Raw genomic sequence first — 25,674 nt, 5'->3', positions numbered from 1 at the left:
AGATGCCTGAATACGATTATATCCGGGATGGCGACGCCATCTATGAGCGTTCGTTTGCCATTATCCGCGGCGAAGCGGACCTGTCCCGCTTTTCCGAAGAAGAGGCCGATCTCGCCATCCGCATGGTGCATGCCTGCGGGCTGGTCGATGCCGCCCGCTTCTTCGAGTTTTCGCCCGGTTTCGTCGGCGCCGCGCGACAGGCCTTGAAGGGTGGAGCGCCGATCTTCTGCGATGCCTTCATGGTCTCGCATGGCATTACCCGTGCCCGCCTTCCAGCCGACAATGAGGTGATCTGCACGCTGCGCGAACCGCAGACCGCCGAGATTGCCCGTGTGGTCCGAAACACCCGCTCGGCCGCCGCATTGAAGCTCTGGGTCGAGCGTCTGGGCGGCTCCATCGTTGCCATCGGCAATGCACCGACGGCCCTGTTCTTCCTGCTCGAAATGCTGCGCGATGGCGCCCCGAAACCGGCGGCGATCATCGGAATGCCCGTCGGCTTCGTCGGTGCGGCCGAATCCAAGGATGCGCTGGCCGAGAACTCCTATGGCGTTCCCTATGCCATCGTGCGCGGACGCCTCGGCGGTAGCGCCATGACCGCCGCCGCTGTCAACTCGCTGGCGAGGCCGGGACTTTGAGCGCGGCTGTCCAAGGAAGGCTGATCGGCGTCGGCACCGGCCCGGGTGATCCGGAGCTTCTCACCCTCAAGGCCGTGCGCGCGCTCGAGAAAGCCGACGTGCTTGCCTATTTCGCCAAGGAAGGCCGGCGCGGCAATGGTCGCGCCGTGGTCGATGGCCTGTTGAAGCCAGGCCTTGTGGAACTGCCTCTCTATTATCCGGTCACCGTCGAGATCGACAAGGATCACGACGATTACAAGAGCCAGATCACCGGCTTCTACGACGCATCTGCTGCCGCCGTCGCCGAACATCTGGAGGCCGGACGCACGGTCGCCATTCTCAGCGAAGGCGATCCGATGTTCTACGGGTCCTATATGCATCTGCATGTGCGGCTTGCGGGGCGCTTCCCGGTCGAGGTCATCCCCGGCATTACCGCCATGTCCGGCTGCTGGTCGCTGGCCGGTCTGCCGATCGTTCAGGGTGACGATGTGCTCTCCGTGCTTCCCGGCACGATGGCGGAGGCGCAGCTTGTTCGCCGTCTTGGCGACACGGAAGCCGCCGTGATCATGAAGGTCGGCCGTAACCTGCCTAAGATCCGCCGCGCGCTGGCAGCCTCCGGCAAGCTCGACCGGGCGATCTATGTCGAACGTGGCACGATGGCGAATTCGGAGATGATCCCGCTCTCGGAAAAGGACGACGATATCGCGCCCTATTTCTCGCTTGTGCTGGTTCCCGGCTGGAAGGACAGGCCATGAGCGGCACGCTTTACGTCATCGGAACCGGTCCCGGCGGTCCCCAGCAGATGACCCCGGAAGCCTTCGATGCGGTATCGAAGTCGACCGACTTCCTTGGCTACGGCCCCTATCTCGACCGGCTGTCGCTGCGGCCGGACCAGAACAGGATCGCTTCTGACAATCGCGAGGAACTCGACCGCGCACAGGCGGCACTTGTGCGCGCCGCAAGCGGCGTCAATGTCTGCGTCGTTTCCGGAGGAGATCCCGGCGTGTTCGCCATGGCAGCGGCTGTCTGCGAGGCGATCGACAACGGGCCGGACGAATGGTGTTCCATCGATCTGGTCGTGCTGCCGGGCGTCACCGCCATGCTTGCGGTGGCCGCCCGCATCGGTGCGCCCCTCGGGCATGATTTCTGCGCCATCTCGCTGTCGGACAATCTCAAGCCCTGGGATGTCATCACCCGCCGCCTGAAGCTGGTGGCGGAAGCCGGCTTGGTGATCGCGCTCTACAATCCGATCAGCAAGGCGCGTCCGTGGCAACTCGGGGAAGCCTTCGCGCTTCTGCGCTCGGTCCTTCCAGCAGAGACACCGGTCATCTTCGGCCGCGCGGCCGGCCGGCCCGACGAACGCATGCTGGTCATGCAGCTCGGCACGGCGGATGCGCAGAAGGCCGACATGGCGACCTGCGTCATCATCGGCTCGCCGGAAACGCGGATCGTGCCGCGTCCGGGAAAGCCCGACCTTGTCTATACGCCACGCTTCATTTCAGGGGAGAAAAGGTGATCGACCAGGCCGAGCGCGTCTTCGACGGTATTCGCCGTGCTGATCTCGGCCGGTTGCTGGCGCTCGACCATGATCACCTCGATGCCCAACTGCCGCGCGGCGGCGATCTTGCCATAGGTGGCCGCGCCGCCGCTGTTCTTGGCAACGATCACGTCGACCTTGTTCCGCTCCAGAAGCTCACGCTCCGCGTCCTCTTCGAAGGGGCCGGTAGCGAGGATATAAGTTGCATCGGGAACATCGAGCGGCGGGCTGACCGGATCGACGCTGCGGATGACGTAGCGATGCTGCGGGGCATTGTTGAAATGAAAGGCTTCCTGCCGGCCGATCGCAAGGAAGACGCAGCGCGGCGCGGCGCCGAGCGCCGGAACGGCCTCGGCAATGGTGGAAACACGGGTCCAGCGATCGCCGGGCTGCTGCTGCCAGACGGGACGGCGCATGGCGAAAAAGGCAATGCCGGTCGTGCGCGCCGCGATCACCGCATTGTGAGATATCCGAGCGGCGAAGGGATGGGTCGCATCGATCAGAAGATCGAATTTTTCCTCGTTCAGGAAAGCGGCGAGCCCGTCGCTGCCGCCGAAGCCGCCGCTGCGCACAGGAACCGGCTGGGCCATGGGTTCGGCCGTGCGACCGGCCAGCGACAAAAGAAGATCGCAATCCGGGCGCTGCGACAGGGCGGCTGCCAATTGGCGTGCTTCCGTGGTGCCGCCAAGGATCAGGATACGGTGTCTGCGCATGGGTGACAGTCAGGCCTTTTCGTCCGGCGGAAACGCGCCCTGGCTAACGATCATCGGTCTGGGCGAAGACGGTTTAGCGGGTCTCGGCGACGAGGCCAAGCATTGCATCGCGCGTGCTGCCACCGTCTTCGGCGGTGCCCGCCATCTGGAGCTTGCCGCCCCGCTGATCACGGGCGAGAAACATGCCTGGCTCAGCCCGTTCGAACGGTCGGTCGAGGCTGTTGTCGCCGCGCGTGGCACGCCGGTCGTGGTGCTGGCGTCGGGCGATCCATTCTTCTTTGGTGTCGGTGTCACGCTGACGCGGCGGATCGACCGGACTGAAATGCAGGTTCTGCCGGCGCCATCTTCGTTCAGCCTTGCCGCTGCCCGCCTTGGCTGGGCGCTGCAGGATACGGTGACCGTTTCGCTGCATGGACGGCCGTTGGACCTCATCCGCCCGCATCTGCATCCGGGCAGCCGCATCCTTGCCCTGACCTCGGATGAAAACGGCCCGGCCTCCCTTGCGGCACTTCTGTCGGAAAGTGGCTTCGGCCAGTCCCGGCTGACGGTGCTGGAAGCACTGGGTGGCCCGCAGGAGCGGGTGACATCGCAGCATGCCTCCGATTTCTCGCTGCCGGCGATAAACTCTCTCAATGTCTGTGCCGTCGAGGTCGCCGCCGGGACTTCTGCGCGCGTTCTGCCGCTGGTGGCGGGGCTCGACGATAACCTGTTCGAGCATGACGGCCAGATCACCAAGCGCGAAGTCCGGGCATTGACGCTGTCGGCGCTTGCCCCCCGCCGTGGCGAGTTGCTTTGGGATATCGGCGCGGGATCCGGGTCGATCGGCATCGAGTGGATGCTGTGCGATCCGGCGATGCGGGCAATTGCGATCGAGGGATCGCCGGAGCGGGCGGATCGGATCGGGCGCAATGCCGCCCAATTCGGCGTTCCCGGCCTGACGGTGGTGCAGGGCACCGCGCCCGCCGTGCTTGCCGGGCTGCCACGCCCGGATGTCATCTTCATCGGCGGCGGCGGCAGCGAGGCCGGCGTGATGGAAGCCGCGATTGCGGCCCTGCCTTCCGGTGGACGCCTGGTCGCCAATGCCGTCACCACGGAAATGGAAGCCGTGCTGCTGGCCCACCAGGCCCGGCTTGGCGGCCCGCTCATCCGCATCGACATCGCCCGCGCATCGCCGGTCGGCGCCATGACAGGCTGGCGTCCGGCCATGCCGGTGACGCAATGGTCATGGGTCAAGCCGTGACATCGGAATTTCAGAAGGAACGATCATGACCGTCCATTTCATCGGCGCCGGCCCCGGAGCGGCAGACCTGATCACCGTTCGCGGCCGCGACCTGATCGCGCGCTGCCCGGTCTGCCTCTATGCGGGCTCGATCGTGTCGCCCCAACTGCTGCAATATTGCCCGGAGGGCGCCCGCATCGTTGATACCGCGCCGATGTCGCTGGACGAGATCGAGGTTGAATATGTCAAGGCGGCGCAAGCCGGCCAGGACGTTGCGCGGCTGCATTCCGGCGATCTCTCGGTCTGGAGCGCCGTTGCCGAGCAGATCCGCCGTCTGGAAAAGCATAAGCTCGATTACACGATGACACCCGGCGTTCCCGCCTTTGCCGCCGCCGCATCCGCGCTTGGTCGCGAACTGACTATTCCCGCCATCGCCCAGAGCCTCGTGCTGACCCGGGTTTCCGGCCGCGCCTCGCCGATGCCGAATGCCGAAACGCTGGCCGGATTCGGCGCAACCGGCGCGACATTGGCCATTCATCTGGCGATCCATGCGCTGGGCCAGGTGGTCGAGGATCTGGCGCCGCTCTATGGCGCGGATTGCCCGGTCGCCATCGTCGTCAAGGCGTCCTGGCCCGACGAGCGGGTGGTGCGGGGCACGCTCGGCGATATCGAGGCGAAGGTGGCCGCCGAGCCGATCGAGCGCACGGCGCTGATCTTTGTCGGCCGGACGCTCGGCGCGACGGATTTCCGCGAGAGCTCGCTCTACGACCCTGCCTATCAGCGCCGGTTTCGGGGACGCGACGGGCTTTAAAGCCCGTCAGGTATCCATTGTCGTCGTATCCACTGGTGCGCCGGTCGCCTTGCGCGGCACGTCGTCATCGCCTTCGATCCGGTCGCGATAGAGCGCGGACTGGCCGAGCAGCATCAGCGTGACCGGCGTTGTCAGGATGACGAAGACGATGATCAGGATTTCGTGGAAAATCCAGCGGTTCTGCAGCACGGCGAAGGTGATCATCGAGGCCAGGGAGATCAGGACGACGCCTGCGCTGGCACCGAGTGTCGGCGCATGCAGGCGGCCATAGAAGGTCTTCAGCCGGATCAGCCCCATTGAACCGATCAGCGTGATGCCGGAGCCCAGAAGCAGAAGGATACAGACCGGGATCGCCGCCCAGGTCGGAAGGTCGGTCAGGTGACTCATTCGATTACCTCGCCGCGCATCAGGAACTTGGCAAAGGCGATCGACGATACGAAGCCGAGCAGGGCGATGATCAGGCCCGCTTCGAAATAGATGGTGTTGGCGGTGCGAATGCCGAAGGTCAGGAGAAGCAGCATCGCGTTGATGTAGAGCGCGTCGAGGCCGAGAATGCGGTCCTGCGCCCTTGGTCCACGCACGACGCGAAACAGCGCGCATCCCATGGCGAGACCAAGAAGAACCTGCGAGACGAGCATCGACCAGATGATGAAGAGTTCGGTCATTCGAAAATCTCCTTCAGCGGTGTTTCGTAGCGGGACTTGATCAGGGCCGCCCAGTCGTCGCTGTTTTCGAGGTCGAGGATATGGAGCAGCAGGACGCCGGTTTGCCGATCGAATTCGACCCAGGCGGTGCCGGGCGTCGCCGTCAGGATGCAGGCCAGCAGCGCCAGCGCGTTTTCATCCTTGAGAGTAATGTCGATCCGGACGAAGCCGGAATTTGCCGGCTGCGTTCGGGTGCGCAGGATGACCAGCATCACCGCGATATTCGAGCGGAGGATGTCAATGGTGACATGCCCGGCGAGGGAGAAGATTTTGATGACCGTTTTCAGCCTGGTCTTGTCCGGCTGAAGATTGACCGTCACCCAGGCCGACGAAATACCAAGTATGCTGCCGAGGATGATCTGGCCTGGCGCGAAAGACTGGTTGATCAGCAGCCAGAGGACGAGCAGCGCAAGCGACAGTAGCGGGTAGGGGAACCAGTAGCGCATCATTCCGCTCCCGTCTGACCGGCGCGAGGCGCCGTCATGACCCGGCCGATATAGTTCTGCGGCTCGGAGAGGGCTTTGGCGGTCGCATCCATATAGCGCATCGCGGGGCCCGCTTGCAGGCTCAGGAATACGCATGTTGCCAGAAGCAGGAGAACGGGCGTGATCTCGATCAGGTAGACACGCGGGACTGTGCCTTCGATCGAGGTCCAGAAGGTGCGGATCCCGACCCGGTTCATGGCGATCATGGCGGCCAGACCGGAAAGGATCAGCAGGCTGACATAGGTCCATTGCGCGCCGCTGATCGCCGCGTCCTTGCCAAGGCCGTCCGGATTGAAAAGCCCGTTGAGCATGGCGAATTTTGCCAGGAAGCCCGAGAGCGGCGGCAGGCCCGACAACAGGATGGCGCAGGTGCAGAAACAGAGGCCGAGCACGGCCATCGTACCGGGCACGGCGACGCCAACCTCCTTTTCCTCCTCGTTCTCGTCGACGTCGCCATAGGCTTCCATCGTCACTGCCAGAACGTCGGCACCGGCGTCGCGGGCGCGCTCGACCAGTTCGATCAGCAGGAAGAAGGCGCAAATCGTGAGGGTCGAACTGACGAGATAGAACAGGGCGCCGCCGATCACCGCGTCATTGCCGAGGCCGATCGCCGCCATCAGCGTGCCGGAAGAAACCAGCACGCAGTAGCCCGCCAGCCGTCCCATCGCCTGCGAGGCAAGCACGCCGATGGCGCCGAAGCCGATCGTCAGCAAGCCGCCGTAGAGCAGGACCGACTGCCCGAATCCGGCCGAAACACCCGCGTCGCTGCCGAACAGCAGCATGGACAGGCGCAGCAGGATATAGACGCCGACCTTGGTCAGGATCGCGAAGATCGCGGCGACTGGCGGTGTCGCCGCCGAATAGGTGGCGGGCAGCCAGAAGCCGAGCGGCCACATGCCTGCCTTGACCAGGAAGGCGATGCCAAGAATGGCGGCACCCGCCTCCATCAGCATGCGGCTTTCCGGGCCGACCGTGGAGATGCGGAGCGCAAGATCCGCCATGTTCAGCGTGCCGGTCGCGCCATAGATCAGGCTGACGCCGATCAGGAACAGCGAGGATGCGGCAAGGTTGATGGCGATGTAATGCAGGCCGGCCTTGACGCGCATCATGCCCGAGCCGTGCAGCAGCAATCCGTAGGAAGCGGCAAGCATCATCTCGAAGAAAACGAAGAGATTGAAGAGATCGCCTGTCAGGAAGGCACCGTTGAGGCCCGCCAGCATCAGTTGGAACAGGGAGTGGAAATGATGACCGGCCCGATGCCATTTCGCCATCGAGAATATCTGCGTCGCGAGCGCCAAAACGGCGGTCAGGACCAGCATCAGCGCCGACAGGCGGTCAAGCACCAGGACGATACCGAATGGCGCCGGCCAGTTGCCGAGCAGATAGACGCCGGTTCCCGGTGTTCCTGTCGCTGCCGCCCGCATCAGAAGCACGCCGACCAGGAAGACCAGGATGGTAGAGCCAAAGGCGATCACGCCCTTGAGAGTCCGGTTGCGCTCGTCGACAGGGATCAACCCGGCCGCGGTGATGATCGGCAGGAGGATCGGCAGGATGATCAAGTGTTGAAGCCAGTTCACGCGTCGCTACTCCCTGCCGTCCACATGGTCGGTGCCGGTAAGGCCGCGCGATGCGAGCAGTACGACGAGAAAGAGAGCGGTCATGGCGAAACCGATGACGATGGCGGTGAGCACCAATGCCTGGGGGATCGGGTCGGTATGCGTCAGCAGCCCACCGGCCCCGCCGGCCTCGAGGATCGGCGGCGCGTTGACCCGCAGCCGCCCCATGCCGAAAATGAAGAGATTGACGGCGTAGGAGAGCAGCGACAGGCCGATGATGACCTGATAGGTGCGCGGCCGAAACAGGAGCCATACGCCGGAAGCGGTGAGAACGCCGATGCCCGCGGAGAGGACGAGTTCCATCAGCCAGTCTCCTTGGCAGCCATCTTCGCCGCGCGCGTCTGGGCGCGGGGGGCGCGCACCGACTGGTGGGCCAATGCGATGAGGATCAGCACCGTCGCGCCGAGCACGAGCGAGAACACGCCGAGATCGAAGAGAATGGCGGTCGCGAGCGGGATCTTGGCAAGCACGGGCAGCGATGCATATTGCGCATACGAGGTGAGGAAGGGATAGCCGAAAGCCCAGGAGCCAAGTCCCGTGGCCGTGGCGACCAGGAGGCCGATCGCCATCCACCGCAGCGGATGGATTCGCAGCCGTTCCTCCACCCAGCGCGTGCCGCCAGCCATGTATTGCAGGATGAAGGCGATCGACATGGCGATGCCGGCGGCGAAACCACCGCCCGGCAGATCGTGCCCACGGAAGAAAAGGAAGGCGGCCAGCATGCAGATAACCGGGAACATCCAGCGCATGATGACGGACGGGACCAGCAGGTATTCGGCGATGCTGTCACCCTTCTTGCGGTCCGGATGGTCGTCGTCGAAGGCATTCTGCATTCGCTGCTGTTCCGGTGTTTCCAGGCTTTCCACCGCGGGGCGGAAGCGCAGCAAGAGCGCGAAAACGGTCAGTGCGACAATGCACAGGACGGCAATTTCCCCCAGTGTGTCGAAGCCGCGGAAGTCGACCAGAATGACGTTGACGACATTGGTGCCGCCACCTTCGCTATAGGCGCGCTCGAGGAAATAACTGGAAATGGTTTCCGGCAGTTCGCGGGTCATCACCGTGTAGGACACCAGCATCATGCCGATGCCGGCAAAAACCGCCGTCGCAAGATCGCGCAGGCGGCGCAGGCGGGTCGAGATCGTCATCATCTCCGGATCATCGGGATCCTCGATCCGCTTCGGCAGCCAGCGCAAACCCAGCAGGATCAGTACGGTCGTGACGATCTCGACGAGAAGCTGCGTGGCGGCAAGATCCGGCGCGGAAAGCCAGACGAAGGTAAGGCAGGTGACGAGCCCCGCGCCGCCCAGCAGTACCAACGCCGCAAGACGGTGGAACTTCGCCTGATAGGCGGCGCCGATGGCGCAGACCATGCCAATCAACCAGATCAGTGCGAAGGCCGGATCGATGCTTCGGAAGGCGATCGCCGCAGGCTTGAAGCCGTGCAGGAGCAATGTGACCGCGCCGGCGATCACCGCGACAGCCACGAGGATGCGCATCTGCGGCTGCAGGCGGCGGGTGCCGGCGCGCATCTCGATCGAACGTGCCCATTTCCACGATAGCGTGACCAGCACGCGCTCGAAGATGCGCTGTCCTTCGAGACGGCGGAAGAATGGCGGGCCTTCGATGCTTGTCGCCAGATAAGGCTTCATCGCCAGGAACAGCCCGATGCCTCCGACGAGTGCAAGCAGGCTCATGAACAGAGGCAGGTTCCATCCATGCCAGACGGCAAGGCTGTAGACCGGCGTCGCATTGCCGAGCACCGACTGGACCGCCGTATGCAGGAAGGGGCCGATGGTCAGCGCCGGAATGACGCCGACGACGAGGCAGGAAAAGACAAGGAAATAGATCGGCGCCAGCATCCAGTGCGGCGGCTCGTGCGGCGCTTTCGGCAGGTCGTGCGGCGGCGGGCCGAAAAAGACGCTGTAGATGAAGCGGATCGAATAGGTGACGGAAAACATGCTGGCGAGCGTTGCCACATAGGGTGTCAGCGTATCCAGGATGTTGTATTTGTGGGTTTCGATTGCTTCCGCGAAGAACATTTCTTTCGACAGGAAGCCGTTGAGCAGCGGCACGCCGGCCATCGAGGCGCTGGCGACCATGGCCAGCGTCGCGGTAATCGGCATGTAGCGGAACAGACCGCTCAGCCGCCGCATGTCTCGGGTACCGGTTTCATGATCGATGATGCCGGCGGCCATGAACAGCGAGGCCTTGAAGGTCGCATGGTTCATGGTGTGGAAGATGGCGGCGACGGCGGCAAGCGGGCTTCCGAGGCTCAGTAGCACGGTGATCAGGCCCAGATGGCTGATCGTCGAATAGGCAAGCAGGCCCTTCAGGTCCTGCTGGAAGATGGCGAAATAGGCGCCGAGGAGCAGCGTCGACAATCCCGCAAGGCCGACGATCCAGAACCATTCATCGGTGCCGGCCATGACTGGCCAGAGCCGCGTCAGCAGAAAGACGCCGGCTTTGACAAGCGTCGCTGAGTGCAGATAGGCCGAAACCGGCGTCGGCGCGGCCATGGCGTGCGGCAGCCAGAAATGAAACGGAAACTGCGCGCTCTTGGTCAATGCTCCCAGCAGGATCAGGATCAGCACCGTCGTGTATAGCGGGTGTTCGCGGATCACGTTGCCGGATGAGAGCACGACATCGAGATCATAGCTGCCGACGATATGGCCGATCAGCATCAGCCCGACGAACATGCACAGGCCGCCGGTGCCGGTAACCGTCAGCGCCATGCGCGCGCCATCGCGGGCATTGGCGTTGTGGTGCCAATAGCCGATCAGGAGGAAGGAGATGATGCTGGTCAATTCCCAGAAGATGGCGAGCAGGATCAGGTTTCCGGACAGGACCACGCCGAGCATCGCGCCCATGAAGGCGAGAAACAGCGCGAAGAAGCGCGGCACCGGGTCGCTCGCCGACATGTAGTAGCGCGCGTAGATCACCACGAGCAGGCCGATCGCCGCGACCAGGCTTGCGAACATCCAGGCGAAGCCATCCATGCGCAGGGTGAAATTGAGCCCGAATTCCGGCAACCAGGGAACGTCATAGCGAAGCGGCGTGCCGGACGAGATGACGGTGTAGAGGCCGGCGGACGTAACGAGGCAGAACAGCGCGATGGCACCGGCGAGCCAGGCGGCGGCGGTGCTTTTATGCGTTGGAATGCAGATTGCAGCAAGGCTCCCTGCAAACGGTGCAAGTACCAGACTAAAAAGCAATGTCGCTGCGGTTTCTATCTGCCCGGTCCCTAAATCTTTCTACCTGAAAAGGACCGCAGGGGTCCGCGAAGGTCTTGCCGTTGCCATGTCGTGACCGGCGCCCGAAGCGCATCGCAAAACGACGCACGGGCATGTGTTTTTATGTCTGCTTTCCAACACGATGCCAACCCGCAACAGCAATTAAATTGGCCTGCTGCGGCAATTCGGTGCATCGTTTGAAGTGAGGGCGGGCTTTGCGACGACCATCGCTGCCTGTTGGCACCCGTCGCACCGGAAATGTTAGGAGGTTATTTTTGTAACAGAATGTAAGCGGCCAATATCAGGAAATGTTTCGACACGGAAAACGCCCACGCGTCGACAGCGGATTGCGTGCGTTTTGGCCTGCGGCTGTTATAAATGGGCCATGGATACTACACCGCACATTCTGGTCGTCGATGACGATCCTGAAATTCGTCGCCTGCTCGGGAAGTATCTCGACGGGCAGGGCTTTCGCGTCAGCCTGGCCGGGAGCCGAGGCGAATGCGAGGCAAAGCTCGCCGAACTGAAGATCGACCTGCTCGTTCTCGACGTCATGCTGCCGGACGGATCGGGGCTCGATCTGTGCCGGGCCTTGCGCGGGCGCATGCCGCAGCTGTCGATCATCCTGCTCACCGCGCTGAAGGAAGATGTCGACCGGATCATCGGGCTTGAATTCGGTGCCGACGATTATCTCGGCAAACCGTTTAATCCGCGCGAACTGGCCGCCCGCATCCGCGCCGTTCTGCGGCGTGGCAAGAGCGAGCCGCAGCCCGCCGGCAGCCGGCAATATGTCTTTGCCAATTATGTCGCCGACATCGAAAGCCGGACCTTGGTTGCACCCGATGGCAGTTCCGTCGACCTGACCGGCGGCGAGTTCGAATTGCTGATGGTCTTCCTCCAGCGTCCAGGTCGTGTGCTCTCGCGCGATTCGCTTCTGGATCTGACGCAGGGTCGCACGGCAGATCCTTTCGATCGATCGATCGACATCCTCGTCAGCCGGCTTCGGCGCAAGCTCGGCGATGCCAGCGTCTTCAACATGCTGAAGACCGTTCGCAACAAGGGGTATCAACTGGCCGTGCCCGTCGAACGGAGCAACTGACGATGTGGTCCCTGCGTACCCGGTTCACGGTGCTTCTCGTCATCTCCGTCGTGCTGGTCCTGGTGGTTGCCGCCTTCGTGACGGCGCAGCTCGTCCGCAAGCCGCCGGAGGCCATGTTCGATCGCGTCCTCGCCGAAAAGGCCGAACTCGCGGTGATGCTGCTGCGCGCCGATCCGACGGCGGCCGAGACGATGAAAATTCCCGTTCGACCCGAACCCGACAAGAATCGCGTCGATCAGGAGCGGACGGACAATCTGATGTCGGAAGCTCGTCGCCTCGGATACAAGTCCGAGTCCGTCGTCCTGAAAAGCTTCAACATGCATGCCAAGGATATTGCCGTGCGTCTGGATGATGGGCGCTGGGCCTATCTCGATTTTCCCGGTCCCGGTCCCTTTCCTTATCTGCCGCTTGCTTTCTATCTGGCGCTGGTTGCGATCGGCATGGCTGCGATTGCCGCCTATGTCAGTAACGTCATGATGCGCCCCTTAAGGCTTCTCGACGAGACCATCGCCAAGATCCGCCCCGACGGGATCATTCCCGAATTACCGGAAACCGGGCCGATGGAGGTGCGCACCACCGCCAAGACCATCAACCGCCTGGCGGCGCGGCTCAACGCGGCGGTCTCCAGTCGCATGCGCATGATCGCGGCTGCGGGTCACGACATGCGCACGCCGATGACGCGGATGCGCCTGCGGGCCGAATTCGTCGGTGATGGTGACGAGCGGCAGTCCTGGCTGAAGGATCTCGAGGAACTCGATCATATCGCCGACAGCGCTATCCGGCTCGTCCGCGAGGAAGTCAGCCCTGCGGCGCGCGAAAAGGTGGCGCTGGATGCCGTCCTTCAATCCGTCGCCGAGGAAATCCGTGAGACCGATCTGCCGGTCGAGCAGGGCTCGGTCCTGCGCGCCGATGTCGAGGGATCGCCGTTTGCCCTGAAGCGGGCGGTGCGCAATCTGGTGGTCAATGCCGCGACGCACGGGCTCGGCGCGCGTGTCTCTCTGTCCAATACCGGTGAGGAGGCCATTCTGACGGTGCGCGACAGTGGACCCGGCATCCCGCAAGACCTGCTCGACCGCGTGTTCGAACCGTTCTTCCGCGTCGACCAGGCACGCCGCCAGCTCGTGCCCGGTGCCGGACTCGGCCTCGCCATCTCCCGCGAAATCATCGAGAACCATGGCGGCACGATCACCATCGTCAACCGTCGTGAAGGCGGGCTGATCCAGACCGTGCGTCTGCCTCTCTGCGCGGTCGCGCAGGGCTGATTGCGTCCACGTTCGAGTTAGCTTGACCGAAGCCCCACCATCGTTTGACCGGTGGGACGCTTCTTGGCGTCTCAAGGAATGTCTGGTTTGGTATCGGCCCTTGGGTTGCCCGCCGTTGACAGGGGTCCGTTGCCGGAAGGTCGCGTCGGAGATCCAAGACGCTCGAAGACCGGAGAGTTCTTGTGAAGGCTTCACTACAAAGCAATCCGGGCTCTGGTCATCACAAACGAAAACGCGCGGCAGGTGAAAACCGGCCGCGCGCCTCTGTCTTTCTTATAGACCCGCCAATCTGGTGGCAGGTTCCTTGTTACTTCTTGGCAACCTCGACGGCGGGGGCATCGCCGACGCGGGAGCCGCCGCCGATGGCGACGTTCAGAGCCACGTAGTTGTTGGATAGATTGCGAATGCTGGCTGCGAGCGCAATGCGCGAGTTCGACAGGTTTCGTTCCGCGTCCAGTACGTCCAGCAGCGATGTTGCGCCGCCCTTGTAGCTTTCACGCGCCAGGCCGAGGGCTTCCTCGGAGGAATCGACCACTTTGCGCAGTGCCGCAACGGTCTGGTAATTGTTGCGAAGTGCGACAAGTGCATTCTCGACTTCTTCGACCGCGTTGAGAACGGTCTGCTTCCAGGCAAGATACTGCTGTTGTGCACCTGATTTTTGGATGTCAACATTCGCCTTCAAACGGCCGCCGTTGAAGATCGGAAGGTTCAGGCTCGGACCGAAGGACCAGCTGCCGAGGCCGCCTGTGGCAGCTGAAGCGATGATTCGCGAACCGTCGATCGTGCCGCTCAGGCTCAGGCTCGGATAAAGCTGCGCTTCGGCGACGCCGATCTGTGCGGTTTGTGCGGCCAGAAGACGTTCCGCGCGGCGGATGTCCGGACGGAAGCGGATAAGGTCGGCCGGTACGCCGATCTTCGTGTTGTAGCGCGGCGAAGGCTGCGAGCCGCCGCGTGTCAGGCCGGCCGTAACCGTTGTTGCCGGCAGGCCGAGCAGGGTAGCAATGTGATTGGCTGCTTGGTGGAAACCAGTCTGGTAGCCCGGCAATTCGGCAAGCGTGGTGTTGACCAGACCTTCGGCTTGAACCACGTCGAGGTTGGAGGCCGCGCCGGCCGCCTTGATGTCGTTGGTTAGCTTCAGGGTCTCGCGCCGGGACGCGAGGCTCTTCTGCTGCAGGGCGTACGCTTCCTGATTGTAGCGCGCTTCGATGTAAGAGGTCGTCAAGTCTGACAGGTAGGCGAGGCGTGCAACGTTGACGTCGGCATAGGCGGCGTCGAGCGAGGCGTTGGCCGATTCCTTGGCACGGCGATACTGGCCGAACAGGTCGATCAGCCAGGATGCATCTCCACCGGCGGTGAGCGTCTTGGTCTGGCTATGGTCACGTCCGGTGTTGCGCAGGTAGGAACCGTCCTGACCCTGCGCAGTTGCCGAGGCGCCGGCATTGATCTCAGGCAATCCTCCTGCTGCAGCAAGGACCACGTTCGCACGGGCCTCCATGATGCGTTCGATCGACTGCTGGACGTCAAGGTTTTCATTCATGCCCTGCGCGACGAGGCCGTTCAGCTTCTTGTCGTGAAAGGCTTCCCACCAGGGTGTCAGGGTCACATCGTCGGATGCTGCCTTGGCGCCTGCGGAGAATTTCGCTGGGAGAGCGGCGTCCGGTGACTGGTAATCAGGGCCGACGACGCAGCCCGACAAAAGAAGCAGGCTCAAGGGAAGGAGCGCTTTAACAATTTTCATGTGGGTCCCCATCCGGCACCGTCACGCGCCGGTAACAAACGATTCACTTTTTTCGTCTTTAACACTTTATGCGCCGTATGCGAGGGGACAATGCAAAGATGGGGGTTCAAAATGAACATCCCCAGGTTTGGTGTTTCCCAAGTGCCACGGCTTGGCTACTGCATCCGTAATTTCAAGGGTGATGACGAAAATTTCCCGATAGTCCATTCGCACCTGCCAGCCTTCCATCTTCACGGAGCGGCGGGCAGCCTGACCATCTACAGCGGCTGCATGTCTGGCGTTTGTCGGGTGGGTGTCGATTTGTTTCTCTGGGATGCCTCGAGGGTGGGCTTGCATGAGCGACGCTGGATTCCGGCAATCATCATCGCCGAAGATGGGTCGGGCCGCTCATGGATGCGCGCCTGGGCTTGTCACCAGCCCACGGATGTGACGAAGGTCAGACCCAGATTTCGCGGGTTCCGGCTCTTCGCCGTCCTTGAAGCTGCGCGTTCCGACCAGCGATGCCGGGGGAGGTGCCCGATCGCGCGAATCACGAAATGACACCGCGGCTCAGGCGGCCAACCAGCGGCGTTCCCGCGCGAAATTGGCGAGGTCGTTGGCGCTCATCGGCCGCGCAAAGGCATAACCCTGCAGACCGTAGCATCCGAGTTCACGCAGGATTCTCGCATGTTCCATGGTTTCGACGCCTTCGGCGATCACCTCGATGCCGAGCGAAACGCCGATATCGATGATGGAAGCCACCAACTGCCGCTGCTTCGCCGAGGTCAGAATCGGCAGTACCAGCTGCCTGTCGATCTTCAGGCGGCGTGGCGTCAGTTTCAGCAGGCTGACGATGGATGCATATCCGGTGCCGAAATCGTCGATCTCGATGTCGATTCCGAGGCTCTTGATCTGCTCGATATTCGAAAGCACCGTCATGTCGCTTTCGTCGAAGGAGATCGATTCCAGCAATTCGAACGATACCTTGCCCTTCGGAATATCCATCTGCTTGAGGCGGTCGATCAGCTTTTCGTCGTGCAGGCGGTGATAGGAAAGGTTCACCGAGATCTTTGGAATATTGATGCCGCTCGCTTCCCAGCGGCAGGACTGGAACAGTGCCTGCTCAAGGATGCGCTGGTCGATTTCCGCAAGCGCGTTGATATCTTCGGCCGTCTTCAGGAAAGCGTAGGGCGCGAGCAGCCCCTTGGTCGGATGGTCCCAGCGCGCCAAGGCCTCGACGCCGATGATATCGAGCGTCGTCGGGCAGAATTGCGGCTGGAAATGCGCGATGAATTCGTTCTGTTCGAGCCCGCGCAGGATTTCGTCGGCGGTCTGTTTCGTCTGGATGACGGCCGTCTTGAGCGAATGGGTGAACACTTCGTGCCGATTGCGGCCGCGGCGCTTGGCTTCGTAGAGCGCGATGTCGGCATTGACGAGAACCTGCGTCAGTTCCTCTTCCGGATGGCACTGGTGGGCAATGCCGATGCTGACGCCGATCCGGCATTCCTTTTCCTTGTAGAGGACGGGAACGCTCATAGCCTGGATGATGCGCTGGGCAAGATCGGCGTCGTGACCCTCGACGCCGCCATTGTGCGAGATGATCACGAATTCGTCACCACCGATCCGGCCGACGAAGTCATTGGTATCGGTATTGGCGCGCAGAATGCCAGCGGCATGACGCAGGATTTCGTCGCCGGCGGCATGGCCGAGTGTGTCGTTGATCTCCTTGAACCGGTCGAGATCGATGTGGAACATGCTGGCGAGGCCCTGGGTCGCGGCCTTGGGCTGCTTCTCCGCCAGTATCTGGTCGAGGTAACGCCGGTTCGGTAGCGCCGTCAGCGGATCGTGCAGGGCGTTGAATTCCATGCGATGTCGGGCGGCTTCCAGTTCGGCGCTGTGCGCCTCGGCCTGTCCCTTGGCCGTTTCCAGCCGTTCGTTCTTTTCGACATCCGCCGTTACGTCCCAGTTGACGCCGACGATCTTTTCGCGGCCACCGGCGCCGATATATTTCGAGCCGACGGCGCGTATATGACGGGTGCGGTTCCCGCTGAGGCGGACCCGGAACTGCGATACGTAGCTGTCGCCGTTCCGCACGGCACCACGGAATTCCTCCTCGGCCCGTCCCAGATCGTCGGGATGCAGCGCGTCGCGCCAGTCCTCGTAGACCTCGCGGGTTTCGGTCTGGAGACCGTACAGCTCTTTCATTCGCTGATCCCACAGGAGCTTGCCGGAGTTGATGTCCAGTTCCCAGATGCCGATCTCGGATGCATCGAGCGCGATCTTCAGCCGGTGCGACAGTTCCTGCAACTGGTCCTTGTTATGTTCCAGCACATGGATATTGCGCTGCCGCTCTTCCATCAAACGGCTGGTAATGAACATCGGCACGAGGATGAAAAGTCCGCCGAGCACGATCAGGGCGCGGACCAGCCAGGCATTGTCAGGCGTTGCGACCCAGCCACCTTTAGGGACGGCGCTGATAACCCAGGAACCACCCGGCAGAAAGACGCTGACCTCGACCGGATCAGTGCCCCTGATTTGGCTTTTCCCGAAGAACAGGGCGCCGTCCTCGCCCAATCCGTCGCGCCCGGAAATGGCGATGTCGAGGCCGAGGCTCTCCGATAACAGGCCGCTGTCGCGATACAGGCGCTCCACGTCGATGACGGCCGAAACCATGCCCCAGAACCGGTTCGACTGGCCGCCGACCGACACGGAAACCGGAAAACGACCGATCAATCCCTGGCCCCCCTGAACAAGATCCAGCGGGCCGGCAAGCACCATCTTGCCGAGATCGCGGACCCGCATGGCGGCAGCGCGCTGGTTCTCGTTCTTGCGGTAGTCGAGGCCGAGCGCTTTCTGATTGCCTTCTATCGGATAGACCATCGAGACAATGAGGTTTGGTGCCGCAGCAATGCTGCGCAGACGCGTGCGGTCGCTGAAGAGATTTTGGGCGAGATCGGAGAACCGCTTCTGGTTCATGTCCGGTTCGGTGGAGATCGTTGCGATCAGGCCGCGGACGAGCTGGATATCACCGTTGATATTGGCTTCCAGCTTGGAGCGGATCGGATTGAGTTCGGCGGTGACGGCCGCGCGCATCTTTGCGGCATGAACAGCGCGGGTTTGCTGTTCGGCGAATACGCCGGCAATGATGACGACCACCAGCGCTATATAAGTCGGCAGATAGCTCGGTTTCAGCAGCCGGGCGATTGTTGATGTCCTGAGCACGCGCGACAGTCCCGAAAACACGAAATCTCCAATGCCGTTTATAGAGTTGACAGCAATCGGCGTGCAGTGTCGCAAACTCGTCTTAACAATATGTGCTCGCAGCACCCCTGGATGCCGGGGGTTACTTGGACTTCTTCTTCTCGGGCAGTTTCTTGCGGTCGGTTTCTGCTAAGTCCTTGAGTTCTTTTTCCGTCATGGATTTCTCCATGCCTTTCGACGGCCCCTTTAATTCGGATTTCTTCGTGTCTCCGCGTTTTGCCGACAGCGCGGCTCCGGCGGCTTTCTGCTGGGCTTGCGATTTTGCAGGCATCGTCCTTCTCCTCTGGTCTGGTGCTGCCGTTTAACAATCGATCGCAAAATTGGTTCCGCCGGGTCGATCAGATTGTCTCGGGTGTGCCGATCATCGCCAGCAGTGTTTCCAGCCGGTCGGCGTCGCGCGGCAGCTTGTCGGTCCGCAGGCGGGAAATGCGCGGAAAGCGCATGGCAACGCCGGATTTGTGCCGGCTGGAGAAATTGATGCCCTCGAATGCCACTTCGACGACGAAGCCGTGGTCGGCCTCCGCCCTTATCGAACGAACCGGGCCGAAGCGCTCGATCGTGTTGTTGCGGACATAGCGGTCCAGCACTTCCAGTTCCGCATCCGTGAAGCCGAAATAGGCCTTCCCGACGGGCACCAGCGCATCCTTGCCATCGCTTTCGGTCCAGACGCCGAAGGTGAAGTCCGAATAATAGCTCGAGCGCTTGCCATGGCCGCGCTGCGCATACATCAACACGGCATCGACATTGTAGGGCTCCCGCTTCCACTTGAACCACGGCCCTTTCGAGCGGCCGGACGTATAGGGCGAATCCAGCCGTTTGAGCATGATGCCTTCAATGACGGGGTCGGGCGGATCGGCGCGAAGCCGGTCGAGTTCATCCCAGCTGGAAAACGGCACCAGCGGCGAAAGATCGAAATGCGAGGGCGCCGCCTTTTCGATCAGTGCGGACAAGGCCGCGCGCCGTGTCAGGAAGCTTTCCGGCCGGATGTCGTCCCGACCGGAAAACAAAAGGTCGTAGCCGCGGATGAAAGCCGGATAATCCTCCAGCATCTTGCGCGTCACGGTCTTGCGGTTCAGACGCTGCTGCAGGTCGGAAAAGGTGCGGGTGGCGCTGTTGCTGCGCATGGTGCCACCGACCAGCAGTTCGCCGTCGATAATGCCCTCGAAATCGGCGGCCTCGAGAATATCCGGAAAGGCACCGGAAATATCGTCGCCGCTGCGCGAATAGAGCCGCCGTGTGCCGCCGACATTGGCAAGCTGCACCCGGATGCCGTCCCATTTCCATTCGGCGGCAAAATCTTCCGGATCGAGCGAGGCGAGGTCCTTATCACCGACGGGCGTGGCGAGCATGACGGCGTGGAAGACGGCCGGCATGTCCAGTTCCGGCTTGTCGCCGCTGCCGCTGAGCCAGCGAAACAGGGATGTGTAGGGTGGGGACAGGCCGTGCCACAGGGTTTCGATCTCGGTGACATCGACTTTGCCGACATCGGCCAGCGCCTGCTTGACGAGGCGGGCGGACACACCGATCCGCAGGCCGCCGGTGATCAGCTTCAGGAAGGCAAAGCGGCTCGATCCTTCCAGTTGGTCGAGGAGATTGCGCACGAGGCCGTGGACATTGGCCCGGCCAGCCGTTTCGAGTTGATGAACGACCGCGCCAAGCGACAGGTCGAGCGGCGGCGTGTCATCGCCTTTTGGCCTCTCCCAGACCAGCGATATGGTTTCGGCGAGATCGCCGACATAGTCGTAGGAATAGCGGAACAGCACGTCGTCCATCCGCTCCAGCACCAGCTGGCGCAGGACATTCGGCTTCACGGTTTTCAATGTCAGCGTGCCGGCGATCGCCGCCAGCGCATAGCCCCGATCCGGATCAGGCGCCTTGCGGAAATAATCGGCCATCAGCGTGATCTTGGCGTTGCGTTGCGGCGTCAGGACAAGGCGGTCGAGCAATTCGGCAAAGGCGCGCATCGCTATTCTCCCTCGTCGTCATAACCCACGAGATGCAATGGACGGGCCGCGATGCCCTGCAACTCACACCAGCGCACCAGCGCTTCCTCGCGTCCGTGCGTGACCCAGACCTGACCGGGTCTGATCTCGTTGATCGTATCCAGCAATTCCGGCCAGTCGCAATGGTCGGAGATGATCATCGGCAGCTCGACGCCTCTTTGTTTCGCCCGCTGGCGCACCAACATCCAGCCGGAGGCGAAGATCGACACGGGATCCGGAAAGCGCCGCGCCCATTTGTCGGCGAAGGCCGAGGGCGGACCGATGACGACGGAACCGGCGAAGGACTGCTTTTCCTTCGGCGCCAGCGTTGCCGGCTGGATATCGCCGAGCGCGATGCCTTCGCTTTCGTAATAGTCGCAGAGCTTCGTCAGGGCGCCGTGGATGAAGATGGGCTTGTCATAGCCCGCCTCCCGCATCAGCGCGATCACCCGCTGCGCCTTGCCAAGCGCATAGGCGCCGACCAGATGCGCGCGCTCGGGAAATTGACGGAGCGAAGTCAGGAGTTTCGCCACTTCGCCCTTGTCGTCGGGATGGTGAAAGACCGGCAGCGCGAAGGTCGCCTCGGTGATGAAGACATCGCAGGGGACGGGCTCGAAGCCGCGGCAGGTCGGATCGCGCCGCCGCTTGTAGTCACCCGAGACGACGATGCGCATGCCGCAGGATTCGACGGCGATCTGGGCGGAACCCAGCACATGGCCGGCCGGGTGGAAGCTGACTGTCACGTCGCCGATGGTGGTGCGCTCTCCGAGCACGGCTTCCTGGGTTTCGACGCAAAATGTCTCGCCGTAGCGGATGCGCATGATATCCAGCGTTTCGCGCGTCGCCATCACATGGGTATGGCCGGAGCGCGCGTGATCGGCATGGCCATGGGTGATGAGCGCGCGTTCGACGGGCTGGACGGGGTCGATATAGAAGCCGCCCTTCTCGCAATAGAGACCCTTGGGCGTCGGGTAGAGCAGCGTTTCCGGTTTCATGGAAATGAAGATAGCTGGCAATCAACCGACTGCCAGCTATCAGATCAGATTTTTTACGCTGAGGCGGCGGGTTCCAGCGCCAGCGTCTTCGAGATCAGGTCGAGCACGGCTTCCGCATCGATGCCGGTGCAGACGTTCTGGCTCGGCAGGTTGTCCCACGCGCTCGGCGGGAACAGTTGATCGTCGATCTTCTGGATGGTCTCGCCATCGGCAAGACCGCCGCAGGCGACCCGGATCGCGCCGCTGCGCAGCGTGAACAGGTGCGGCGCGACGACGTAGACGCAGGCGCAACTGTCATGCACGACCATGCCGTCGTCGACATGCTGCTCGTAGAACTCGATGTAGAATTGAGAGATGTCGGAAAGCAGCTTTGCCTGCTTGCCGCCAGCCGCGACAATGTCGGCCAGACGCTTGCGGGTCATGACGGTCTGTTCCGTCACGTCGAGACCAACGACGACGACTGGCCAGGGAGCGGTCATCACCACGTCAGCCGCTTCCGGATCGCCATGGATATTGGCCTCGGCCGCCGGTGTGATATTGCCCGGAACGTCGAAGGCACCGCCCATGATGACGATATCCTTGACCAGCACGGCGATGTCCGGATCGTCGCGCAAAGCCAGCGCCAGGTTGGTCATGCGGCCGACGGCGACGATGGTGACTTCGCCCGGATTTTCGCGCACGGTGTCGATGATGAAGCGATGCGCCGGGCGGGGATCGCAGGCAAGGTCGATGGTGTCCGGCACGCCGATATTGCCGAGCCCGTCATCGCCATGGATGCCGGTCGGCCATTCGACATGCGGCCGGGTCGGGTCGAGCGTTTCGCCCAGCCCCTTGGCGACGGGGGCTGCAATACTCCATTGCTGCTTCAGATAAAGCGCATTGCGGGTTGTGGTTTCGATCGAGGCATTGCCGAAAACCGAGGTGATGCCGATCAGGTCGATGTCAGGATGATTGTGCAGGAAAAGCAGCGCCATTGCATCGTCGACGCCGGGGTCCGTATCAAAAATTACCTTGTGCATGATGTCTTCTTTTCGTTGTCTTGAAATATGTCCGCAGTTTGCGCGAGTGAAATCGGCGCGGCTTCGAAAGTCGATCGGCCCTACTGGAAACGGCTTATGCTGAACGGCTCCAGTTCGGATCGCGGCCCTGTTTCCAGCAGTTCGGCGATCTTCCGGCCGGTGATCGCCGACAGCGTCAGGCCGAGATGGCCGTGGCCGAAGGCAAGTGCGATGCGCGAATCCTTGGGGCTCAAGCCGATCACCGGCACCGAATCCGGTGTCGAGGGCCGACGCCCCATCCATTCCGTGCCACCGGTTTCCGGCAGGCTGGGAATATAGCGGCGCATCTTCTGGCGCATGGCGGCGGCGCGGGCGAAATTCGCCGGCGCATCGGGCTTGGCCAGTTCCACGGCGCCGCCGACGCGCAAGGCCCGATGCAGCGGCGTGGCGACGAAGCCGTGTTCGGCAAAGAAGACCGGCAGTTCGAGCGTCACCTGCGGATCGGCAAAGGTGGTGTTGTAGCCGCGCTCGTTTTCGAGCAGCACCTTGAGCCCCAATCCGCGCACGAGGTCACGCGACCAGACGCCGGAGGAGATCACTACCTTGTCGAAGGTCTTCTGCGCATGCCCTTCCGCCTTGATCGTCACGCCGTTCGCGTCGGAGCGAACAGCCTCCACCTGCGCATTGACGAGCGTTGCCCGCTGGCGGATATGGGCCTGCAGGTGCCGGAGCAGGGAAAGCGGATCGAGAAAGGTCTGGTAGCCGCTGGAAAAGACGCCACCGGCGAACTGGCCCTCAAGGGCGGGAACGCGGGCGCGGGCCTGCGCGCTGTCGAGCTTTTCGACCGCATATCCAAGGAGGGCGGCGTTCTCGTTCTCATGACGGAAGGCTGATTCGACAGCTTTCGGCGTGTCGAAGATCGTCAGCGCGCCGGTCGGTTTCAAATGGCCGGAAAGCCCGGTCATGCGCGCAAGATCCTCGTGGGCGCCAAGCGCCTGGCGCATCAGGCCGAGCAATGCGGTGCGCGATTGTGCCACCCGCGCCGGCGTCGCCGCCAGCAGCAGGTTGACCAGCCAGGGGGTGAGCGCCGGCAGGTCCTGCCAGCGCAGGGTGAGCGGCCCGAGCGGATCGAGCAGCCATTTCGGGGTGGACAGGATCATATCCGGTCGCGCCAGCGGATCGATCTCTGGCACGGCCAGGATGCCGGCATTGCCGACCGAGGCCGGCAGGCCGCCAATGTCCTTTTCGAACACGGTGACCTCGTGACCCTGTTCGATCAGATGAACGGCGGTGGCGCATCCGATGATGCCTGCCCCTGCTATGCCAATGCGCGCCATGATGCTGGAAATGTCCTGTGTCGATAACGTTGAGAGCACGGTTTTAGCGGCGCGGCGGCCAAGAGCAACCGATTTTGCTCATCCACAGCCGCCAAAGTGCCGGAACGGGGCAAATCCCTTTGCTGCGAGGCTGAACCGCCGTCATGCTTAAACTTTCCTAAACGTCGCAAGGTTAAGGTCGGCTGTTCAATCAAAGGCGGGGCAGGCCCTGCATTTATCTGGATGCGAGGCATTCCGGTGACTGGCCATGGAGTAGAGCAGATGACGGAGCCGTTTGCGTGAAGTCGATCTTCAAGAAGACACGCCTTCCCCGGAAGGTCATGTTCGTCCTTGCCGGCTTGCTGGTCCTTGGCGGCGCTTCCGGCGCTTATGCCGTCTATTCCGGCAAGGAAAGCTTTCTCGGCGCGGGCAAGGCGAATGAGCCGGCTGCTTCCGGCGTTGCTTGCACCGATGTCGAAACACTGAAGATGCGCCGCAACGGCCAGCGCTGGATTCGCAAATATGTCAGCACGGAAACGACTGATGGCGTTGATCGCGTTCGCACAGCGCTTCGGATCGCTGCCCTTCTGGTCAAGGCGGAAAAAGCCGATCTCTATCAGGTGGCGATCCTCGACCAGGCCGGGCCGACCGACCGCGCGGCTCGTCGTGGACCGGCGATCGGTGCCGAAGTCCTGTTCGCGCCGGACCCGACGAAGGTGCCGCGCATGAAGGCGCCCTTCGTTGCCCGCTACAACAGCGCCGAGGCCAATCAGGCTGGACTGTTTTATGGCCGCGAGATCGAGCTCTCGACGGAGGAGATCAAGACCACGCTGATGGCGATGGACGACAAATCCGATTGTTTCGATCCAATTGCCGCCGCTGCGGCCGAAGCTGCCGCCGCAGGTGGCCATAGCGAGAAACCCTCCGAGGGTAGCGAAGCGCATGGATCTGAGGCCGCAATGCCCGCCCATGACGAAAGCAAGGCCGAGGAGAAAGGCTTCTTCGGTTCGATGATGGCCATGGTTCTGGGTGGTGATGAAAAGCCGGCGGAGGCTGCTGCCGAGCAGGCGGCCGGCGATCACGCGGCAGCGCAGCCGGTTCACGAGGCGTCAGCCGGAGAGGCCGGGCATGGCGCAGAAACCGAAAAGCCGCCGGCAGAAGCCGACGGCCATGAGGCAAGTGTCGAAGCAACCCACTGACACTACAGCGCCGCGCGTCAAATATGACGCGCGGCGCTGTAACACTTTAATTATGCAGTAGAATCTGTACCCGGCTCAGTCCGCCTTGTTGCGGCGGGCCGGGAAGAGGATGATGTCGCGGATCGACGGCGCGTTGGTCAGAAGCATGATCAGGCGATCGACGCCGATGCCGAGGCCACCGGCCGGTGGCATGCCCTGGTCGATGGCATCGAGGAATTCGTCGTCCAGCTGCTTGGCCTTCTCGCCGCGGGCATGGGCCTGCTCCAGCTGCTCGACCATGCGCTTGCGCTGTTCTTCCGGATCGTTGAGTTCCGAAAAGGCATTGCCGAGTTCCCAGGCGTTGCAATAGGTCTCGAAACGCTCGACCAGGCGCGGCTCACCCGGCACTTCCTTGGCAAACGGCGAAATGTCCTTCGGAAAATGCGTGACATGGCTCGGCTGGATCAGCGTGCCCTCGACCTTTTCCTCGAAGATGAAGGCCAGGCACTCGCCCCAGGTCCAGTCCTTCTCGACTTCGAAGCCGGCGGCCTTGGCGGCGGCGCGGGCTTCCTCGTCGGTCTTCATGGCGAGGAAATCGATGCCGGTCGCTTCCTTGACGGCGTCGGGCATGGGAACACGCTTGAACGGGCCCTTGAAGGAGATTTCCTTGTCGCCGAACATGAAGTCCGTCGTGCCGTGAATGCTCATCGCCAGCTTTTCGAACAGGCGTTCGACGAGGTCCATGATGTCCTCGTAGTCGGCATAGGCCCAGTAGCATTCCATCATGGTGAATTCGGGATTGTGCCGGGTGGAAACGCCTTCGTTGCGGAAGTTGCGGTTGATCTCGAAGACCTTGTCGGTCAAGCCGGAAACCAGCGTGCGCTTCAAGAACAGTTCCGGCGCGATGCGCAGGAACATGTCGAGCTTCAGCGTATTG

General features: G+C 62.4%; 23 protein-coding genes. 8 read left to right on the top strand and 15 right to left on the bottom strand.

What is annotated here, in order from left to right; genetic code table 11:
* Positions 1-2: 2 nt before the first annotated feature.
* From VL202_RS21625 to VL202_RS21615, 3 genes are read left to right on the top strand one after another with little or no spacing between them, the layout of a single operon-like run.
* Positions 3-635 (top strand): precorrin-8X methylmutase, encoded by a 633-nt coding sequence (locus VL202_RS21625; RefSeq protein WP_325466115.1) that lies wholly within the window; start codon positions 3-5, stop codon positions 633-635.
* Entirely contained in the window at positions 632-1,369 is a 738-nt protein-coding gene (locus tag VL202_RS21620; RefSeq protein WP_325466114.1) for a precorrin-2 C(20)-methyltransferase, read from the top strand. Before VL202_RS21625 ends, VL202_RS21620 begins: the two co-directional genes overlap by 4 nt.
* Positions 1,366-2,130: a precorrin-3B C(17)-methyltransferase gene (locus VL202_RS21615; RefSeq protein ID WP_325466113.1), complete on the top strand. Its 765-nt coding sequence runs from the start codon at positions 1,366-1,368 to the stop codon at positions 2,128-2,130. The genes VL202_RS21620 and VL202_RS21615 overlap by 4 nt, the downstream gene beginning before the upstream one ends.
* On the opposite strand, the gene VL202_RS21610 is transcribed toward VL202_RS21615, so the two are convergent.
* Entirely contained in the window at positions 2,094-2,864 is a 771-nt protein-coding gene (locus VL202_RS21610) for a cobalt-precorrin-6A reductase (RefSeq protein WP_325466112.1), read from the bottom strand. The genes VL202_RS21615 and VL202_RS21610 overlap by 37 nt on opposite strands.
* Here VL202_RS21610 and cbiE point away from each other — a divergent pair.
* Together cbiE and cobM are read left to right on the top strand one after the other, a co-directional pair.
* A complete protein-coding gene (cbiE, locus tag VL202_RS21605; RefSeq protein ID WP_325466111.1) occupies positions 2,863-4,104 on the top strand; it encodes a precorrin-6y C5,15-methyltransferase (decarboxylating) subunit CbiE in 1,242 nt (413 codons plus the stop codon). The two genes, VL202_RS21610 and cbiE, sit on opposite strands and share 2 nt — an antisense overlap.
* A 25-nt stretch (positions 4,105-4,129) precedes the next feature.
* Positions 4,130-4,894 (top strand): precorrin-4 C(11)-methyltransferase, encoded by a 765-nt coding sequence (cobM, locus tag VL202_RS21600; RefSeq protein WP_325466110.1) that lies wholly within the window; start codon positions 4,130-4,132, stop codon positions 4,892-4,894.
* 6 nt (positions 4,895-4,900) lie between these two features.
* Here cobM and mnhG read toward each other — a convergent pair whose 3' ends face one another.
* Genes mnhG through VL202_RS21570 form a run of 6 tightly spaced genes read right to left on the bottom strand, consistent with a single transcriptional unit; the run spans position 4,901 to position 10,911 of the window.
* A complete protein-coding gene (mnhG, locus tag VL202_RS21595) occupies positions 4,901-5,281 on the bottom strand; it encodes a monovalent cation/H(+) antiporter subunit G (protein ID WP_325466109.1) in 381 nt (126 codons plus the stop codon).
* Positions 5,278-5,559 carry a K+/H+ antiporter subunit F gene (locus VL202_RS21590; protein WP_325466108.1) on the bottom strand — a complete coding sequence of 94 codons (282 nt, stop codon included), beginning with the start codon at positions 5,557-5,559 and terminating at the stop codon, positions 5,278-5,280. Before VL202_RS21590 ends, mnhG begins: the two co-directional genes overlap by 4 nt.
* Positions 5,556-6,044 carry a Na+/H+ antiporter subunit E gene (locus VL202_RS21585; RefSeq protein WP_325466107.1) on the bottom strand — a complete coding sequence of 163 codons (489 nt, stop codon included), beginning with the start codon at positions 6,042-6,044 and terminating at the stop codon, positions 5,556-5,558. Before VL202_RS21585 ends, VL202_RS21590 begins: the two co-directional genes overlap by 4 nt.
* Positions 6,044-7,660 carry a monovalent cation/H+ antiporter subunit D gene (locus VL202_RS21580; RefSeq protein ID WP_325466106.1) on the bottom strand — a complete coding sequence of 539 codons (1,617 nt, stop codon included), beginning with the start codon at positions 7,658-7,660 and terminating at the stop codon, positions 6,044-6,046. Before VL202_RS21580 ends, VL202_RS21585 begins: the two co-directional genes overlap by 1 nt.
* Positions 7,661-7,666: 6 nt before the next feature.
* Positions 7,667-8,002 carry a Na+/H+ antiporter subunit C gene (locus tag VL202_RS21575; RefSeq protein ID WP_325466105.1) on the bottom strand — a complete coding sequence of 112 codons (336 nt, stop codon included), beginning with the start codon at positions 8,000-8,002 and terminating at the stop codon, positions 7,667-7,669.
* Positions 8,002-10,911: a monovalent cation/H+ antiporter subunit A gene (locus tag VL202_RS21570; protein WP_414692924.1), complete on the bottom strand. Its 2,910-nt coding sequence runs from the start codon at positions 10,909-10,911 to the stop codon at positions 8,002-8,004. Before VL202_RS21570 ends, VL202_RS21575 begins: the two co-directional genes overlap by 1 nt.
* A 403-nt stretch (positions 10,912-11,314) precedes the next feature.
* Here VL202_RS21570 and VL202_RS21565 point away from each other — a divergent pair, with 403 nt between their 5' ends.
* Positions 11,315-12,028 (top strand): response regulator transcription factor, encoded by a 714-nt coding sequence (locus tag VL202_RS21565; RefSeq protein ID WP_325466104.1) that lies wholly within the window; start codon positions 11,315-11,317, stop codon positions 12,026-12,028.
* 2 nt (positions 12,029-12,030) lie between these two features.
* Positions 12,031-13,290 carry an ATP-binding protein gene (locus VL202_RS21560; RefSeq protein WP_325466103.1) on the top strand — a complete coding sequence of 420 codons (1,260 nt, stop codon included), beginning with the start codon at positions 12,031-12,033 and terminating at the stop codon, positions 13,288-13,290.
* Positions 13,291-13,597: 307 nt separating this feature from the next.
* Here VL202_RS21560 and VL202_RS21555 read toward each other — a convergent pair whose 3' ends face one another.
* The 7 genes from VL202_RS21555 to VL202_RS21525 all read right to left on the bottom strand — a co-directional run bounded on the left by VL202_RS21555 (position 13,598) and on the right by VL202_RS21525 (position 23,580).
* Positions 13,598-15,028, bottom strand: a complete 1,431-nt coding sequence (locus VL202_RS21555; protein ID WP_325466102.1) for an efflux transporter outer membrane subunit — start codon at positions 15,026-15,028, stop codon at positions 13,598-13,600.
* Between the two features lie 549 nt (positions 15,029-15,577).
* Positions 15,578-18,250, bottom strand: a complete 2,673-nt coding sequence (locus VL202_RS21550; RefSeq protein WP_325466101.1) for a bifunctional diguanylate cyclase/phosphodiesterase — start codon at positions 18,248-18,250, stop codon at positions 15,578-15,580.
* A gap of 100 nt (positions 18,251-18,350) precedes the next feature.
* Positions 18,351-18,539: a DUF3008 family protein gene (locus VL202_RS21545; protein ID WP_325466100.1), complete on the bottom strand. Its 189-nt coding sequence runs from the start codon at positions 18,537-18,539 to the stop codon at positions 18,351-18,353.
* A 67-nt stretch (positions 18,540-18,606) separates the two neighbouring features.
* Positions 18,607-20,232, bottom strand: coding sequence for a cisplatin damage response ATP-dependent DNA ligase (locus tag VL202_RS21540; protein ID WP_325466099.1), 1,626 nt, complete (start codon positions 20,230-20,232; stop codon positions 18,607-18,609).
* A gap of 2 nt (positions 20,233-20,234) precedes the next feature.
* Positions 20,235-21,245 (bottom strand): ligase-associated DNA damage response exonuclease, encoded by a 1,011-nt coding sequence (locus VL202_RS21535; protein ID WP_325466154.1) that lies wholly within the window; start codon positions 21,243-21,245, stop codon positions 20,235-20,237.
* 53 nt (positions 21,246-21,298) lie between these two features.
* Positions 21,299-22,264, bottom strand: coding sequence for a nucleoside hydrolase (locus tag VL202_RS21530; RefSeq protein WP_325466098.1), 966 nt, complete (start codon positions 22,262-22,264; stop codon positions 21,299-21,301).
* An 80-nt stretch (positions 22,265-22,344) separates the two neighbouring features.
* Positions 22,345-23,580 carry an FAD-dependent oxidoreductase gene (locus VL202_RS21525; protein WP_325466097.1) on the bottom strand — a complete coding sequence of 412 codons (1,236 nt, stop codon included), beginning with the start codon at positions 23,578-23,580 and terminating at the stop codon, positions 22,345-22,347.
* 278 nt (positions 23,581-23,858) lie between these two features.
* Between VL202_RS21525 and VL202_RS21520 the strand changes: the two genes are divergently transcribed.
* A complete protein-coding gene (locus tag VL202_RS21520; RefSeq protein WP_325466096.1) occupies positions 23,859-24,758 on the top strand; it encodes a hypothetical protein in 900 nt (299 codons plus the stop codon).
* A 75-nt stretch (positions 24,759-24,833) separates the two neighbouring features.
* On the opposite strand, the gene VL202_RS21515 is transcribed toward VL202_RS21520, so the two are convergent.
* Positions 24,834-25,674, bottom strand: an 841-nt coding sequence (locus VL202_RS21515) for an amino acid--tRNA ligase-related protein (RefSeq protein WP_325466095.1), incomplete at its 5' end; no start/stop codon positions are given.

The organism is Pararhizobium sp. (assembly GCF_035497515.1).
Classification (GTDB): Bacteria; Pseudomonadota; Alphaproteobacteria; order Rhizobiales; family Rhizobiaceae; genus Pararhizobium.
Note: the sequence above shows the minus strand (reverse complement) of the source record. Positions and strands in the feature narration are given on the sequence as shown.